This window comes from Allobosea sp. (genome assembly GCF_036675845.1).
Classification (GTDB): domain Bacteria; phylum Pseudomonadota; class Alphaproteobacteria; order Rhizobiales; family Beijerinckiaceae; genus Allobosea.
In genome coordinates this window covers 1-15,301 of the sequence record NZ_JAKFED010000071.1, presented here as the reverse complement: position 1 = coordinate 15,301, position 15,301 = coordinate 1, and the positions used below count along the sequence as shown (strand labels likewise).

The 15,301-nt window shown below is 66.1% G+C and carries 13 protein-coding genes; 4 read left to right on the top strand and 9 right to left on the bottom strand.

The genetic code is table 11. The features are described from left to right. Window positions 1-29: 29 nt before the first annotated feature. Complete coding sequence (hemH, locus tag V6M56_RS08430; RefSeq protein WP_332682825.1) at window positions 30-1,094, bottom strand: ferrochelatase; 1,065 nt, start codon at window positions 1,092-1,094, stop codon at window positions 30-32. Between the two features lie 227 nt (window positions 1,095-1,321). Here hemH and V6M56_RS08425 point away from each other — a divergent pair, with 227 nt between their 5' ends. Beyond that, window positions 1,322-2,842 (top strand): bifunctional metallophosphatase/5'-nucleotidase, encoded by a 1,521-nt coding sequence (locus tag V6M56_RS08425; protein ID WP_332682823.1) that lies wholly within the window; start codon window positions 1,322-1,324, stop codon window positions 2,840-2,842. Window positions 2,843-3,013: 171 nt separating this feature from the next. Further along, on the top strand, window positions 3,014-3,712 hold the full coding sequence (ung, locus tag V6M56_RS08420; protein WP_332682821.1) for a uracil-DNA glycosylase: 699 nt from the start codon (window positions 3,014-3,016) through the stop codon (window positions 3,710-3,712). A 114-nt stretch (window positions 3,713-3,826) separates the two neighbouring features. On the opposite strand, the gene V6M56_RS08415 is transcribed toward ung, so the two are convergent. The 8 genes from V6M56_RS08415 to V6M56_RS08380 all read right to left on the bottom strand — a co-directional run bounded on the left by V6M56_RS08415 (window position 3,827) and on the right by V6M56_RS08380 (window position 13,406). Next, the gene (locus tag V6M56_RS08415) at window positions 3,827-5,059 is read right to left on the bottom strand and encodes a phenylacetate--CoA ligase family protein (protein ID WP_332682819.1); all 1,233 of its coding nucleotides are present in this window, start codon (window positions 5,057-5,059) and stop codon (window positions 3,827-3,829) included. A gap of 28 nt (window positions 5,060-5,087) precedes the next feature. Next, a complete protein-coding gene (locus tag V6M56_RS08410; protein ID WP_332682818.1) occupies window positions 5,088-5,768 on the bottom strand; it encodes a zinc metallopeptidase in 681 nt (226 codons plus the stop codon). Window positions 5,769-5,814: 46 nt separating this feature from the next. Beyond that, the gene (locus V6M56_RS08405) at window positions 5,815-6,660 is read right to left on the bottom strand and encodes an ABC transporter ATP-binding protein (protein ID WP_332682816.1); all 846 of its coding nucleotides are present in this window, start codon (window positions 6,658-6,660) and stop codon (window positions 5,815-5,817) included. 203 nt (window positions 6,661-6,863) lie between these two features. Beyond that, window positions 6,864-8,195 carry an ABC transporter substrate-binding protein gene (locus tag V6M56_RS08400; RefSeq protein ID WP_332682815.1) on the bottom strand — a complete coding sequence of 444 codons (1,332 nt, stop codon included), beginning with the start codon at window positions 8,193-8,195 and terminating at the stop codon, window positions 6,864-6,866. A 106-nt stretch (window positions 8,196-8,301) separates the two neighbouring features. Beyond that, window positions 8,302-9,381, bottom strand: coding sequence for a branched-chain amino acid ABC transporter permease (locus tag V6M56_RS08395; RefSeq protein ID WP_332682812.1), 1,080 nt, complete (start codon window positions 9,379-9,381; stop codon window positions 8,302-8,304). A gap of 11 nt (window positions 9,382-9,392) precedes the next feature. Beyond that, window positions 9,393-10,307, bottom strand: coding sequence for a branched-chain amino acid ABC transporter permease (locus V6M56_RS08390; RefSeq protein WP_332682848.1), 915 nt, complete (start codon window positions 10,305-10,307; stop codon window positions 9,393-9,395). Between the two features lie 295 nt (window positions 10,308-10,602). Then, the gene (locus V6M56_RS08385) at window positions 10,603-11,418 is read right to left on the bottom strand and encodes an ABC transporter ATP-binding protein (protein WP_332682811.1); all 816 of its coding nucleotides are present in this window, start codon (window positions 11,416-11,418) and stop codon (window positions 10,603-10,605) included. Next, the gene (locus tag V6M56_RS08380) at window positions 11,415-13,406 is read right to left on the bottom strand and encodes an AMP-dependent synthetase/ligase (protein WP_332682846.1); all 1,992 of its coding nucleotides are present in this window, start codon (window positions 13,404-13,406) and stop codon (window positions 11,415-11,417) included. Before V6M56_RS08380 ends, V6M56_RS08385 begins: the two co-directional genes overlap by 4 nt. Window positions 13,407-14,034: 628 nt before the next feature. Here V6M56_RS08380 and V6M56_RS08375 point away from each other — a divergent pair. Together V6M56_RS08375 and V6M56_RS08370 are read left to right on the top strand one after the other, a co-directional pair. Next, window positions 14,035-14,376 carry a hypothetical protein gene (locus V6M56_RS08375; protein WP_332682809.1) on the top strand — a complete coding sequence of 114 codons (342 nt, stop codon included), beginning with the start codon at window positions 14,035-14,037 and terminating at the stop codon, window positions 14,374-14,376. A gap of 220 nt (window positions 14,377-14,596) precedes the next feature. Beyond that, window positions 14,597-15,154 (top strand): cytochrome b, encoded by a 558-nt coding sequence (locus V6M56_RS08370; protein WP_332682807.1) that lies wholly within the window; start codon window positions 14,597-14,599, stop codon window positions 15,152-15,154. Window positions 15,155-15,301 lie beyond the last annotated feature (147 nt).

The window sequence follows — 15,301 nt, the reverse complement described above, 5'->3', positions numbered from 1 at the left end:
CCGGGTCGGGCCCGGGCATGACGCAGGTCTCACACCCAGCCCATCAATTCCCGCCGGGTCACGGCCTCGATCACGTCCATGCCCTCCGCGGAATCGTTGAGGCAGGGCAGGTAGGCGAATTTCTCGCCGCCATTGTGCAGGAAGATCTCGCGGTTCTCGACATCGAGCTCCTCGAGCGTCTCGAGGCAATCGGCCGAGAAGCCGGGCGCGACGATGGCGAGCGACTTGGTGCCGGCCTGGGCCAGCGCCTTCACCGTCTCGTCGGTATAGGGTTGGAGCCACTCATCCGGCCCGAAGCGGGACTGGAAGGTCAGCCGGAAGCGCTCGGCCGGGAGGCCAAGCTCCTCGCGCAGCAGGCGCCAGCTCTTGACGCATTGGCAGTGATAGGGGTCGCCCTTGAGCAGATACTCTTTCGGCATGCCGTGGAAGGAACAGAGGATCACCTCGGGCTCGAAGTCGAGCCTGGCGAGCGAGGCGCGCATCGAGGCGGCGAGCGCACCGATATAGGCCGGATCGTCATGATAGGGCGGCGCGACCCGGACGGCGGGCTGCCAGCGCATCTCCATCAGCGCCCGGAAGGCGTGGTCGCAGGCGGTCGCCGAGGTCGGGGCGGCGTATTGCGGGTAGAGCGGCACGAGCAGGATGCGGTCGCAGCCCTCGTTCTGCAGGTGCCTGATCCGGCTCTTCACATCGGGAAAGCCGTAGCGCATCGCCCAGTCGAAGACGATGCGGTCGCCGGCGAGGCCCTCGAGGCGCTGCGCCAGTTGCTCGGTCTGCGAGCGGGTGATGGTCTTGAGCGGGCCCTCGTCACGCTCCTTGTTCCAGATCGAGGCGTAGTCCTTGCCCTTCCGGCCGGGCCGCGTCGACAGGATGATCAGGTTCAGCACCGGCCACCATTTCCAGCGCGGCTCCTCGATCACCCGCCGGTCGGAGAGGAACTCCTTGAGATAGGCCCGCATCGGCCAGTAGCTCGTGCCTTCCGGCGTGCCGAGATTCATCAGCAGCACGCCGATTCGGCCGGGCTGGATCCGCGGATGGTCGGCCGGCAGCGCGATCGCGGGCGGCTCGGCTGGCAAACTGGTTTGGGCGCTCATCACAATCCGCGTTTCCATTCGCCTGTGATTTAGACGAGTTCCGGCTTTCGTCCAGTCGCGAGGCCGGTTTCCGGCCGGGGGTGCGACAATGCGTGAGCCTTTCGCGCCGCCGGCCGGAGGCTCGCGCGAGCAGGACCTCGCCAAGCAAGACCTCGTCAAGCAAGACCTCGCCAAGTCAGCACGGCTCTTGCTAATCTGGAGGAAATCAAATCCGGAGGGGTTGGCCGATGACCAAGATGACCCGTCGCCGCGCGCTCGGCGTACTCGGCGCTCCTGCCGCCATGGCGGCGACCGCGCCGGTGGCGAAGGCCCAGGCGCCGGCCCCGAGCTTCACGCTGCTGCTCGTCAACGACATCTACAAGATGGGCGACGACAAGGGCAAAGGCGGCTTCGCGCGGGCCTCCGGCATCGCCAGGGCCGAGCGGGCGCGCGGCGTGCCGGTGCTGTTCTGCCATGCCGGCGATTGCTACTCGCCCTCGCTGATGTCGGGCTTCGACCAGGGCGCGCATATCGTCGCGATGCAGAACAAGATGGGGCTCGACGTCTTCGTGCCCGGCAACCACGAATTCGACTTCGGCAAGGAGAACTACCTCAAGCTCGCCGCGGCCCAGACCTACCCGACTTTCGCGGCAAACCTGCGCGATGCCGCCGGCAATGCCCTGCCGGGGCACAAGGATTCAGCTGTCTTCGAGCTCGGCGGCTTCAAGGTCGGCGTCATCGGGGCGACCTATGACCCGACGCCGCAGCTCTCCAGTCCCGGCGACCTGAAGTTCTCCTCGACCATGGAGGCGCTGCGGCGCGAGGCGCGGGCGCTGAAGTCGCAGGGCGCCGACATCCTGGTCGGCGTCGTCCATGCCGACCGGGCCACGGACCTCGAGATCGTGCGCTCGCGGGTCGTCGACATCCTGCTCACCGGCCACGACCACGACCTCGCCATCGCCTATGACGGCAAGGTCGTGATGGTGGAATCGAACGAGGAGGGCAATTACGTCACCGCGATCGACATCGCCGCCAAGGCGAGCGGCGAGGGCGCCAGTCGCCGTGTCGAGTGGACGCCGACCTTCCGCGTCAACGATTCCCGCGCCGCGACGCCCGATCCCGAGGTCGCCGCCATCGTCAAGGGCTATGAGAGCGAGCTCTCCAAGGAGCTCGACATCGAGATCGCGACGCTGGCCGCCCCGCTCGATTCGCGCACGGGCATGATCCGCACGCAGGAAACCGCGATCGGCAACCTGATCGCCGATGCGATCCGCGCCGCGACCGGCGCGCAACTCGCCATCACCAATGCCGGCGGCATCCGCGCCAACAAGCAATATCCGGCCGGCCACAAGCTGACCCGCCGCGACGTGCTGAGCGAACTGCCCTTTGGCAACGCCACCGTGATGGTCGAGATCACCGGCAAGGACGTGACGGACGCGATCGAGAACGGCTTGCGGGACGCGCCGCAAGGCGCCGGCCGCTTCCCGGTCGTCTCCGGGCTGAAGTTCGAGGCCGATCTGAAGCAGCCGCAGGGCTCGCGGGTCATCGCGGTGACGGTCGACGGCAAGCCGATCGAGCCTGCGGCCAAGTACACCGTCGCCTCCAACAACTTCATGCTGGGTGGCGGCGACGGCTATGGCGCGCTTGGCCGCGGCAAGACGCTGATCGGCCTGACCGACGGCAAGCTGATGGCGAACGAGGTGATGGTCTATGTGCGCCGGCTCGGCACGGTTGACGCCAGGATCGAGGGGCGCTCGGTGTTGAAGTAGGCCGCAGGACTGCGATCTCTCGCAGGGCGGTCCGGTTTGTCGTCATTGCGAGCGTAGCGAAGCAATCCAGTTCGTAGAGCTCTGCCGCCCCTGGGTTGCTTCGTCGCTTGCGCTCCTCGCAATGACGATGGAAACCGATATCGTCTGGTCACACGGAACGCGCCATTGCCTATGAGCTATCGCGATGCGCTTGCCGCCTATCTGGCCACACGGAACGGGAGTGACTGGGCAGCGCTGCCGGTGTTCGCGCCGGGGGCGGCGGCCGAGCGGGCCTCTGCGGCGGCCGATGCCGAGCGGGCCGGCGGCCATGTCGTCGCCCCATCCCCGGAACGCTTCCTGGCGGCGCTCAAGCTGACGCCGCTCGATCAGGTCCGGGTCGTCATCCTGGGTCAGGACCCTTATCCGACGCCGGGGCACGCCAACGGCCTCGCCTTCTCCTATGTCGGGCCGCCGCCGCTGCCGCGCTCGCTCGTCAACATCTACAAGGAGCGGGCTGCCGATCTCGGCCTTGCGGCGCCGGCAGATGGCGATCTTTCGACCTGGGCGCGGCAGGGCGTGCTGCTGCTCAACACGGCGCTGACCGTGCGCGAGGGCGCGAGCAAGGCCGGCTCGCATCTCGCGCTCGGCTGGCGTGCGGTGACCGATCAGATCATCGCCGCCGTGTCGGACGCGCGGCCGCATGTCGTCTTCCTGCTCTGGGGCGCGCCGGCGCAAGGCAAGCGCGAGCTGATCGACGAGGAAAAGCATCTGGTCATCGCCAGCGCCCATCCCTCGCCGCTGTCGGCGCGGCGCGGCTTCTTCAACTCGAAGCCGTTCTCGCGGGCGAATGCCTGGCTGGTCGAGAAGGGGGAAGAGGCGGTCAGGTGGTGAGGACGCACGGCCGTCATTCTCGGGCGCAGCGCAGCGTAGACCCGAGAATCTCAAGCAGAATGGGGCTCGCGTTTACGAGATGCTCGGGTCAAGCCCGAGCATGACGAGCCTTCTTCACCCCACCGGCCGCTCGTCGGCGATGACCTTGCCGTCATTGGGCAGGGCGCCCAGCGGCAGCACCTCGACCGCGCCCTTGAGCTTGGTGACCTGCTGCAGGGTCGAGGACATGGCGTCGATCAGCCCGGCCGGCTCGGCATAGATCTCGGCCCGCAGCGTCATCGTGTCGAGCTCGTCGGTGCGGCCGATGACCAATCTCAGCTTGGCGATCTCGGCATGGCGGCGGGCGATCTCGGCGACCTGTTCGGGGCGGACGAACATGCCCTTGACCTTGGCCGTCTGGTCGGCGCGGCCCATCCAGCCCTTGATCCGGCTTCCCGTCCGGCCGCAGGCGCTGACGCCGGGCAGGATCGCGGTGAGATCGCCGACGGCGAGCCGGATCTGGGGATGGTGCGGGTCGAGATTGGTGACGACGATCTCGCCGACCTCGCCTTCGGCTACGGGATCTCCGGTGCCCGGCCGGACGATCTCGACGATCAGGTCCTCGTTCAGGATCATGCCGTCGCGAGCGGCGGTCTCATAGGCGATCAGGCCGATATCGGCGGTAGCGTAGAGCTGGTAGGCGTCGATGCCGCGCCCCCGCACCCATTCCTGCAGCGAGGGCGGGAAGGCGGCCCCGGAAACCACGGCGCGCCTGATGCAGGAAATGTCGACGCCGCGGGCATCGGCGGCCTCGATCAGGATCTTGAGGAAATCCGGCGTGCCGAGATAGGCGCTCGGCCGGTAGGCGGCGATCACCTCCATCTGCTGCTCGGTGTTGCCGGGACCGGCCGGGATCACCGGGCAGCCCAGCGCACGTGCGGCGGAATCCATGATGAAGCCGCCGGGCGTCAGATGGTAGCCGAAGGTGTTGAGGACGACATCGCTCTGACGGAAGCCGGCTGCGAAGAGCCCGCGCGCCGTGGACCACGGGTCCGCGCCGATGCCTTCCGGCTCGAAGATCGGGCCGGGCGAGGTGAAGAGCCGGCCGAAGGAGCCGAGCGGCGCCGCGGTGAAGCCGCCGAAGGGCAGCGCGGCCTGTTGCAGCGCCGGCATGTCGGCCTTGCGCAGGATCGGCAGGCGGGCGAGGGCGGCACGATCTTGCACCGCAGCCGGCTCGATGCCGGCGAGGTGGGCGCCATAGCCCGGCGTCGCGAGCGCGGCCTCGAGCACGGAGGGCAGGCGGGAGAACAGCGCGGCTTCCCGTGCCTGTGGCGAACGCGTCTCGAGATCGTCGTAGTGCTCGCTCATCGCTCGGATCCTCGGGGAATGGCGTCGGTCATCGGATGAAGCGCAGGAGGCGCAGGAAGTTCAAAAGCCCGACCAGCGCGCCGGCGACATAGGTCAGCGCCGCCGCCCTGAGCACGCCGCGCGCCGCCGGCACGTCGCCGGGATGGAGATAGCCGTCGCAGGTCAGGATCGGCAGCGCCTTGCCGAAGCTGGCGTCGAATTCGAGCGGCAGCGTCACCAGGTGCACGACGAGGCCGATGCCGAGAAGCGCGATGGCGAGGCCGAGCTGGAACAGCCCGATCGAAGGCACGCGGGTCAGGATGGCGACGATCGGCGCCGTCACCAGCACGACCATGGCGACCTTGTCGATGCGGCCGAGCAGCCGCGCCAGCCCGGTGCGCGCGCTGAACAGCGTGCTGCCCTGCGCATGCTGGATGGCATGCCCGACCTCGTGGGCGGCAACCGCAACGGCGGTGATCGAGCGGCCGTCATGATTGCCCGGCGAGAGCCGCACCGCTCTTGCTTCCGGATCGTAATGGTCGCCGGCGGCCGTGGTCTCGACCGCGACCGTGCCGAGCTGGAAACGGTCGAGCAGATGGCGGGCGAGCTCGCCGCCCGTGCCGGGCAGATCGGGCCGCGCCGCCGCATGTTTCGCCATCTCGTGCCGGACCCAGAACTGCGGCCCGAAGATCAATGCGAGGAGCAGCAGAACGATGACGAGATAGAGCATCGGTCAGGCCCTGGACCCTTGCTGCGGCGGATTTTCGGCGGCCGTCTCACGACAGCCAGCGCTTGCGGCGCTTGTAGCTCTTGACCTCGCGGAACGACTTCTTGGCGCCCTCGGCGACGCCGAGATAGAACTCCTTGACGTCCTCGTTCTCGCGCAGCATCTGCGCCTCGCCGTCCATGACGACGCGGCCGGTTTCCATGATGTAGCCATAGGTGGCGTAGCGCAGGGCCATGTTGGTGTTCTGCTCGGCGACGAGGAAGGAGACGCCCTCCTCGGCATTGAGCCGGCGAACGATCTCGAAGATCTCCTCGACGATCTGCGGCGCCAGCCCCATGGACGGCTCGTCGAGCAGGATCATCTTCGGCTTCGACATCATGGCGCGGCCGACCGCGCACATCTGCTGCTCGCCGCCGGAGGTGTAGCCGGCCTGCGAGCTGCGGCGCTGCTTCAGGCGCGGGAAGAGCTCGTAGATCTTCTCGAGATCGCGCTTGATCGCGGCATTGCCGTCGCGGCGGGTGAAGGCGCCGGTGAGCAGGTTCTCCTCGATCGAGAGATGGCCGAAGCAGTGCCGGCCCTCCATCACCTGGATGCAGCCGCGGCGGACCAGCTCGCTCGGCGACATGCGGTCGACGCGCTCGCCGTCGAAGACGATCGAGCCCTTGGTGACCTCGCCGCGCTCGGCCTTGAGCAGGTTCGAGATCGCCTTCAGCGTCGTCGTCTTCCCCGCGCCGTTGGCGCCGAGAATCGCGACGATGCCCTTGCGCGGCACCTGCAGCGAGACGCCCTTCAGCACCAGGATGACGTGATCGTAGATCACCTCGATGTTGTTCAGCGACAGGATGGCGTCCGTCGCGGCAGCGGTCGCGGGCTGTTCGAGGGTGTCGGTGGACATCGCAAGCTCCTTCCTTCTCCCACCAATCCCGGGCATGCCCGGGATTGGTACTTGTCTGCGTATCTCGGGAACACCCGACATACGTCGGGAGAAGGTGGCCCGGCGAAGCCGGGTCGGATGAGGGAAGGACGACGGATGAGGGAAACTTCCCTCATCCGTCGCCTTCGGCGACACCTTCTCCCCCGAGGGGAGAAGGGTTTGGATCAGGACGACTTCTCGCAGGGCTCGGTCCGCTTCGGCCAGTTGCCGGCCTTCTCGACATAGTCCTTGGCGGCAGCCTCGATGAGCGGCCGGACCTCCTCCTTCAGCGGCTCGATCCACTCGCCCTTCTGGGTCCACTTCGTGCCGTCCCATTCGGCGACATAGGCCTTGTGATGGCCGGAATGGTCGGTGCAGGAGATCTTCACCGGCGAGGCGAAGTTCGCCATGCCGATTTCCTTGAGGCGGGCCGCGTCGATGTTCAGGCTTTCGAGACCGCGGCGCATGTCCTCGGAGGTGACGACCTTCTTGCCGGTCAGCTTCTGGGCATTGCGGATCGCCTCGACGACCAGCATCGAGTTGTAGACGCCGCGATTATAGAGGTTCTCGCCGACCTTCTCCTTCGGCGTGGTGCTCTTCCCCTTCTCCACGACATGCTTGAGGATGTCCTGGATGACCGGGAAGTCCTGGCCGGCGGCGTTGAAGTTCAGCGACTTGTAACCCTTGGCTTCCGCCCCGCCGGCGCGCGCGTCGTCATCGCCGCCCGCCCACCAGACGCCGACCAGCTTGCCGATCGGGAAGTTGTTCTTGATCGCCTCCTTGACCGCGGTCGGGTTCATCGCCCCCCAGCCCTGGTTGTAGAGGAAATCCGGCCGGTCGCGGCGGATCGAGAGCCAGAGCGAGCCCTGGTTCTGCATGTCGGCGGCAGCGACCGGATAGAGCTTGAGCTCGAAGCCGTACTTCTTGGCCAGGTTCTCGAGAACCGGGATCGGCTCCTTGCCGAAGGGCGCGTCGAGATGGATCAGGCCGAGCTTCTTGCCCTTGAGCTTGTCCATGCCGCCGAGCTCGGCGGCCATGTGCTTCACCATCAGCGAGGCGCCGTCCCAATAGGTCAGCGGCGGGATGAAGACCCAGGGGAAGTTGGTGCCGTCGGCCGAGGCCGAGAGGCCATAGGCCATGGACAGGATCGGGATCTTGTCGACATGGGCGCGCGGGATCGCGGCCAGCGTCGCTCCGGTCGACCAGGGGCTGTAGAGGATGGTGTTCTTCGACTTGGCCTGCTCGTAGCACTCGATCGACTTCTTGGTGTCGTAGCCGGTTTCGCATTCCTCGTAGATCACCTTGACGCCGTTCACGCCGCCGTCGCGCTCGTTGATCATGGTGATGTAGTCGCGCATGCCGTCGCCGATCGGGATGCCCGAGCCGGAGAAGGGGCCGGTGCGATAGGCGTTGTTGGCGAAGTAGACGCTGTCCTGCGCCAGCGCCGGGGCGGCGAGGGCGGTGCCTGCGAGGAGTGCGCCGAGCGCGACGCCCTTGATCATGCTGCTCTTCTTCATCTGCTTCCTCCGTGGGTTGGACCGGAGAGGCCGGGGCCGCTCCGTCTTCCGGTGCCCGCCGCTTGGGGATTGCGGCAGGTCGTTTCCTTTGGACCTCTTCCCCGGCTCAGTAGGGGAAAGGCCACGTCCGCAATTTCTGCTTCCCGATCTGCCAGAGCCGGGCGAGGCCATGTGGCTCGACGATCAGGAAGAAGATGATCAGCGCGCCGACCAGCATGAAGGTGACATGCTCCGCCGCTGCGCCGGTGAGCGGCACGCCCAGCGCCGGCAGTCCGAATTTCAGCATGGTCGGCAGGCTGGCGATGAAGGCGGCGCCCATGAAGGAGCCGATCAGCGAGCCGAGGCCCCCGATGATGACCATGAACAGGATGTTGAAGGAGAGGCGGATGTTGAACACGTCGGCCGCTTCGGCCGTGCCGTACCAGAAGAAGATCATCATCGCGCCGGCGACGCCGGCATAGAAGGAGGAGACGGCGAAGGCGAGCAGCTTGGCGTTGAGCAGCTTGATGCCCATCAGCTCGGCGGCGATGTCCATGTCGCGAACCGCCATCCAGGAACGGCCGAGCTTGCCATGGACCAGGTTCGAGGCGAACCAGGTCAGGACCACGACCAGGCCGAGGCAGACGAAATAGCGCGTCTCGGGCGAGGCGGAGGCGCCGGTGACCGGGATGTCGAAGACGAGCCGCTGTGGCACCTCGATCGCGCCCGAGGCGTTGTAGTTGAACAGCCAGGGCACACGCACGAAGGCCCATTGCAGGAAGAACTGCGCGGCGAGCGTCGCGACGGCGAGGTAGAAGCCCTTGATGCGCAGCGAGGGCAGGCCGAAGAACACGCCGACCGCCGCCGAGAACAGCCCCGAGAGCAGGACCAGGACGATGACGTTCACGTCCGGGAAGATCGTCGTCAGCTTGTAGCAGGAATAGGCGCCGACGCCCATGAAGGCGGCGGTGCCGAGCGAGATCAGCCCGGTATAGCCGGTGAGGATGTTGAGACCGATCGCGGCGAGCGAGAACACCAGGAACGGGATCATCACCGAGGTGATGAAGAAGTCGTTGCCGAGCAGGGGCACGCCGACGAAGGCGATGCCTAAGATCACGGCGATGCCGATCCGGTCCTGCCTGATCGGGAACACGGCCATGTCGGCGGTGTAGGTGGATTTGTATTGGCCGGCTTCGCGGTAGAACACGGGTCAGCCCCTCAGATGCGTTCGATGATCTTGTCGCCGAACAGGCCCTGCGGCCGGAACAGCAGGAAGCCCAGCGCGATGAAATAGGCGAGCCAGCTCTCGATGCCGCCGCCGATCAGCGGCCCCCAGTAGAACTCGCCGAGCTTCTCGCCGATGCCGATGATCAGCCCGCCGACGATGGCGCCGGGGATCGAGGTGAAGCCGCCGAGGATCAGCACCGGAAGCGCCTTCAGCGCCACGATCTCGAGCGCGAAGGAGACGTCCGAGCGCGCGCCCCACATGATGCCGGTGATCAGCGCGACGATGCCGGCGGTGAACCAGACGATCACCCAGATCTGGTTGAGCGAGATGCCGACCGAGAGCGCCGCCTTGTGGCTGTCGGCGACGGCCCGCAGCGCCCGGCCGATGCGAGTGTACTGGAAGAACAGGGCGAGCGCCGCGATCATCAGCGAGGCGATGATCGCGGCAGCGATGTCGATCTTCTGGAAGGAGACGAAGCCGCCGAGGATCTTGGCGTCGAGCGAGCCGCTGGGCAGATAGAGCTCGCTGGTGATCATCTGCTTGGGGCTGCCGCCGAACACGGCTTCGCCGAAGCCGATCAGGAAATAGGTGATCCCGAAGGTCGCCATGAACAGGATGATGTCGGGCTGGTTGACCAGCGGGCGCAAGACCACGCGCTCGATCGCGACAGCAAGCACGAACATGACGCCGAGCGTCAGGAACACCGCGACGAAAGCCGGGACGCCCATTTCGTGTAGGCCGACCAGGGTCAGCGCCGCGAACACCACCATGATGCCCTGGGCGAAGTTGAACACGCCCGAGGCCTTGAAGATCAGCACGAAGCCGAGCGCGATCAGGGCGTAGAGCACGCCCGAGACCAGCCCCTCCCAGACCGTCTGGGCCAGCAGGTCGGGCGCCTGGGCCATCTGCTGGAACGGGTCGACGAAGATGGCGTGGATCGTGCCCGACGGATCGAACCGGGCGCCGATGATCGCGGCGGCCACCACCGCGACGATGATCAGGCCGCTCCTGACCCAGCCATTGGCAAGGAGGTTTGGCGTGGGCTGCGCGGCGACGTCGCTCATGGCTGGGTGCCTTGATGCTGCCCGTCATTGCGAGCGCAGCGAAGCAATCCAGGGGCGGCAGAGCGAGCCCTCCTGGGTTGCTTCGTCGCTGCGCTCCTCGCAATGACGAAAGGCTTGTGAGTGAGGATTGGGGCCATCAGTGCGCCACTCCGAGATAGGCGTCGATCACCTTCTGGTTCGCCTTGACCTCGGCCGGCGTGCCATCGGCGATCTTGCGGCCGTATTCGAGCACGACGACGCGGTCGGAGAGGTCCATGACCACGCCCATGTCATGCTCGATCAAGGCGATCGTGGTGCCGAACTGGTTGTTCACGTCGAGGATGAAGCGGCACATGTCCTCCTTCTCCTCGAGGTTCATGCCGGCCATCGGTTCGTCGAGCAGCAGGAGCTCCGGCTCCATGGCGAGCGCCCGGCCGAGCTCGACCCGCTTCTGCAGCCCGTAGGGCAGCTTGCCGACCGGCAATTTGCGGATGTGCTCGATCTGCAGGAAGTCGATGATGTCCTCGACCACCTTGCGGTGCGCGATCTCCTCGTCCATCGCCGGGCCGTGGCGCAGCAGCTGCCAGAACAGGTTGCCGCGCATCTTCAGGGTGCGCCCGGTCATGATGTTGTCGAGCGTCGACATGCCCTTGAACAAGGCGACGTTCTGGAAGGTGCGGGCGATGCCGGCGGCGGCCGCCTGATGCGGCCGGACCTTGGTCCGCTGCACGCCCTTATAGGTGATGCGGCCTTCCTGCGGGTGGTAGAAGCCGTTGATGCAGTTCAGCATCGAGGTCTTGCCGGCGCCGTTGGGGCCGATGATGGCGCGGACCTCGCCCTTGCGGATGTCGAAGGAGACGTCGGTGATCGCCTTGACCCCGCCGAAGCGCAGCGAGACGTTCTCGACCGAGAGCAGGACCTCGCCCTTGCCGGTGATCGGCTCGCCGGTGACGTTCATCGGTTCGGCGTTCATGCCGCCTCCTTTGCCGCCGTGGCGGCTGCCGGCGCCGTGGCCGGATAGGTCTTCGCGTCGCGGACCTTGACCCTGGCCGAGATCGTGCCCTTGCGGCCGTCCTCGAAGGTCACCTCGGTCGAGATGTCGGCCTCGGTCGAGCCATCATAGAGCGCATTCACCAGCGGCGCATAACGCTCGGCGATGAAGCCGCGGCGGACCTTCTGGGTCCGGGTCAGCTCGCCATCGTCGGCGTCGAGCTCCTTGTGCAGGATCAGGAAGCGCTTGATCTGGGCGCCGCCCATCATCGGCTCGGCGGCGAGCGAGCGGTTCACCTCGTCGACATGCTTGGCCATCATGTCATAGACCAGCGGGTGGCCGGCGAGCTCCTGATAGGAGGCGTAGACGACGTTGTTGCGCTCGGCCCAGTTGCCGACGGCGGTGAGGTCGATGTTCAGCGCCACGGTCGCGTAGTCGTGGCCCTGGCCGAAGGCGACGACCTCCTTGATGTTGGGATAGAACTTCAGCTTGTTCTCGATGTATTTCGGCGGGAACAGGTCGCCCGAGTTGAGCTTGCCGACATCCTTGGCGCGGTCGATGATCTTGAGATGGCCGCTCTCGTCGAAGAAGCCGGCATCGCCGGAGCGGACATAGCCGTCGGCGGTCATGGTCTCGGCGGTCTTCGCCTCGTCCTTGTAGTAGCCGCGGAAGATCGAGGGCGAGCGGTAGAGCACCTCGCCATTGTCGTCGATGCGGATCTCGACCTGCGGCGCCGGCCGGCCGACCGTGTCGGCCTTGATCTCGCCGTCGGGCTGCATGGTGATGTAGACGCCGGCTTCGGTCTGGCCGTAGAGCTGCTTCAGGTTGACGCCGATCGAACGGTAGAAGCGGAAGAGCTCGGGGCCGATGGCCTCGCCGGCGGTGTAGCCGACCTTGATCCTGGTCAGGCCGAAGCGGTTGCGTAAGGGGGCGTAGACCAGGATGTCGCCGAGCTTGTAGAGCAGGCGCGCGCCGAGCGGCACGCTCTCGCCATTGAGGATCTTCTCGCCGTGCTTCTTCGCCACGCCGAGGAAGTAGTGGAACATCCTGCGCATCAGCGGACCGGCGTCCTCCATGCGCACCATGGTGACGGTCAGCATCGTCTCGAAGACGCGCGGCGGCGCGAAGGCGTAGGTGGTGCCGATCTCGCGGCGGTCGTCGACGACGGTCTCGGGCCCCTCCGGGCAGTTGACGCAGAAGCCGGCGATGATCGCCTGGGCGTAGGAGAAGACATGGTCGCCGACCCAGGCGATCGGCAGATAGGCGATGATCTCGTCGCTCTCGTTCAGCCCGTCGAAGGCACAGCCGATCTCGGCGGCGGTGATGACGTTGTAATGGCTGAGCATCACGCCCTTGGGCCGGCCGGTGGTGCCCGAGGTGTAAAGGATGATGGCGAGGTCGGAGCCGGCGCCCTGCTCCATCTCGGCGTCGAGCGCCGCATCGACGGCCGGATCGGCCTTGAGCGCGGTCCGGCCGGCCTCGATCACCGCGCTGATGTCGTGCAGCTTGGCGTGGTCGTAGTCGCGCAGGCCGCGCGGCTCGTCATAGAGCATGTGGCGCAAGGCCGGCAGGCGGTCGGCGACGGAGAGGATCTTGTCGACCTGCTCCTGGTCCTGGACGCAGGCGAAGACCGCGCCGGCATGGTCGAGCACATAGGCCATCTCGTCGGCGACGCTGTCGGCATAGACCGGGACCGGGATCGCGCCGAGCCATTGCGCCGCCGCCATCGACCAGTACAGGCGCGGCCGGTTGTAGCCGACGATGGCGATCTTGTCGCCGCGCTTCAGGCCGAGCTCCTGCAGGCCTTTGGCATAGCCGCGGATCTGCTCGGTCACCTGCGCCCAGTTCCAGGACTGCCAGATGCCGAGATCCTTGTGCCGGAACGCGACGCGCGAACCTCGTTCGCGCGCATTGCGCGTCAGCAGCTTCGGAAAGGTGTCCGCCACGCCGGCGGGGGCGCTTGCCACGATCGTCGTCTCCACCCTGTCGCCCCGTCTGATGCGGGTTTCTCCGGGCCATCAGGCCCTTTCGCGATCATGCAAGCTTTGCAGGTGGCCCGGCCCTGTGCAAGGAGGCACTTGACAGACAGGACGCATTTGAGGCGCTATCGTCGCGCCGAGGTTCGACTTGGCCTTGACGCTCGCGTTTTCCGAGCTCCTCCGACATCGTCAGGCCGCCGTCATGCTCGCCCTTGTGGCGCGCTTGTCCGCCTCATTGTGACGAAAAGCTCGACGTGTCCAATGCCCTAAGAATGCGCTGACGGTGGGAACAGGCGCAGGAAACCCCTCTCCTGGAAGGAGAGGGGTAGGGGTGAGGTGTTCGGACTGGAAACGTTGGCTTGAACCCAACCGCGCGGCTAGAGCATCGGACCGAAAAGTGGAATCCGGTTTTCGGTTGAATCCGATGCTACAACAAAGAGCTAGATCGCCGTGCGTCCGAATGGACGCACGGCGATCTAGCGTTCGCGGAACTGGGTGAATGTCCTACACCTCACCCTGCCCTCTCCTTCCAGGAGAGAGTTCCCCGCGCCTCTATCTGTTGTCTCAGCGCCTTTCATCTGCCGTGTTCAAGCCGGAAGCTCGTGTCGAGGGCTGGCCGATGCGCGTTCTTGCCTCGATCACGATGGCGATCATGCTCGCCGCTGGAACAACGCCGACGCGCTCCCACCAGGCCGCCAGCGGCTGGGACTACCCGTTCGAATGCTGTTCTTCGGCCGATTGTGCGAGGATCGACGCCGGCGCGGTGCGGGAGAGCCGATCCGGCTTCGTCGTGACCATCGCGCCGGGCCGGCATCCGATGTGGCCGAAGGAGCGCCGCCGGCCGCTCATCCTCGAAATCCCCTATCAAAAGGCCCGCCAGTCGCCCGACGGGCTCTGGCATCTCTGCATCAACGATGCCGGCGAACTGCTCTGCTTCTTCTCGCCGGGCGGGGATTCGTAAGCGCGATGTCAAGCCGCAGGATCAGGTCCGATCGGTTCGCCTCTGGCCCCGGAGTAGCGCCGCACGCCTCCTTCGGGGCACCGGTTATGGGAAGATGGCTTGCATCCGACGGCGAGCCCAAAGCGGCGCGAGGACGGCATTCCCAAGCGGGTTGAACCAGCGGCTGTGCATCGGCGTTGCTTGGTCAGGATGCGGAGTATGGCCGGCCCGGGAGGAAGCGATGACTTACGGCGCGAGGACTGACCATTACCCGGCGACATCAAAATTGCTCCACTGGCTGATCGCCGCCTGTGTGTTGACGACCGCGCCTGTGGCGATCGCGATGACCCGCGTGGAAAAGGGACCGACCCAGGACGCCCTCTACAATTTCCACAAATCGCTCGGTCTCACGATCCTGATCCTGATGATCCTGCGCCTGCTCAATCGGCTTATCGTCGGCGCGCCGGTCGCCGATCCGGGAATTGAGCCATGGCAGAAGTCCGTGTCCTCGGCCGTGCACACTTCGCTTTATGTGCTCCTATTGGCCATGCCGATCGTCGGCTACATCGCCAACTCCGTGTATGGCGCGCCGACACCCTTCTTCGGACTGTTCAATCTCCCGCCGATCGTCGGCAAGAACGAAGCGCTGGCGACGCAGTTGTTCACCCTCCACCGCTGGGTGGGCTATCTGCTGATCGTCCTCATTCTGACGCATATCGGTGCGGCGCTCTATCACACCTGGATCCGCCGCGACGAGGTGCTGAAACGGATGCTGCCGCAAGCGATGGGCGGGTTCTGATCGGGGGCTCCCACAGGATGCCCGCTAGAGCCGGATGCTTTCAGACGGAATCGCGAAGCGCTTCCGTCTGAAAGCTGAATCCGTCTCTCATCAAGGAGTGAGAGCAGGATGATCGCGAAAAACCGGTTCCCACTTTTTCGCATCCTG

What these genes read in the sequence shown, in the direction of transcription:
- hemH (WP_332682825.1), bottom strand. Translation starts at nt 1,094, where the DNA reads ATGAGCGCCCAAACCAGTTTGCCAGCCGAGCCGCCCGCGATCGCGCTG.
- V6M56_RS08425 (WP_332682823.1), top strand. Translation starts at nt 1,322, where the DNA reads ATGACCAAGATGACCCGTCGCCGCGCGCTCGGCGTACTCGGCGCTCCT.
- ung (WP_332682821.1), top strand. Translation starts at nt 3,014, where the DNA reads ATGAGCTATCGCGATGCGCTTGCCGCCTATCTGGCCACACGGAACGGG.
- V6M56_RS08415 (WP_332682819.1), bottom strand. Translation starts at nt 5,059, where the DNA reads ATGAGCGAGCACTACGACGATCTCGAGACGCGTTCGCCACAGGCACGG.
- V6M56_RS08410 (WP_332682818.1), bottom strand. Translation starts at nt 5,768, where the DNA reads ATGCTCTATCTCGTCATCGTTCTGCTGCTCCTCGCATTGATCTTCGGG.
- V6M56_RS08405 (WP_332682816.1), bottom strand. Translation starts at nt 6,660, where the DNA reads ATGTCCACCGACACCCTCGAACAGCCCGCGACCGCTGCCGCGACGGAC.
- V6M56_RS08400 (WP_332682815.1), bottom strand. Translation starts at nt 8,195, where the DNA reads ATGAAGAAGAGCAGCATGATCAAGGGCGTCGCGCTCGGCGCACTCCTC.
- V6M56_RS08390 (WP_332682848.1), bottom strand. Translation starts at nt 10,307, where the DNA reads ATGGCCCAGGCGCCCGACCTGCTGGCCCAGACGGTCTGGGAGGGGCTG.
- V6M56_RS08385 (WP_332682811.1), bottom strand. Translation starts at nt 11,418, where the DNA reads ATGAACGCCGAACCGATGAACGTCACCGGCGAGCCGATCACCGGCAAG.
- V6M56_RS08375 (WP_332682809.1), top strand. Translation starts at nt 14,035, where the DNA reads ATGCGCGTTCTTGCCTCGATCACGATGGCGATCATGCTCGCCGCTGGA.
- V6M56_RS08370 (WP_332682807.1), top strand. Translation starts at nt 14,597, where the DNA reads ATGACTTACGGCGCGAGGACTGACCATTACCCGGCGACATCAAAATTG.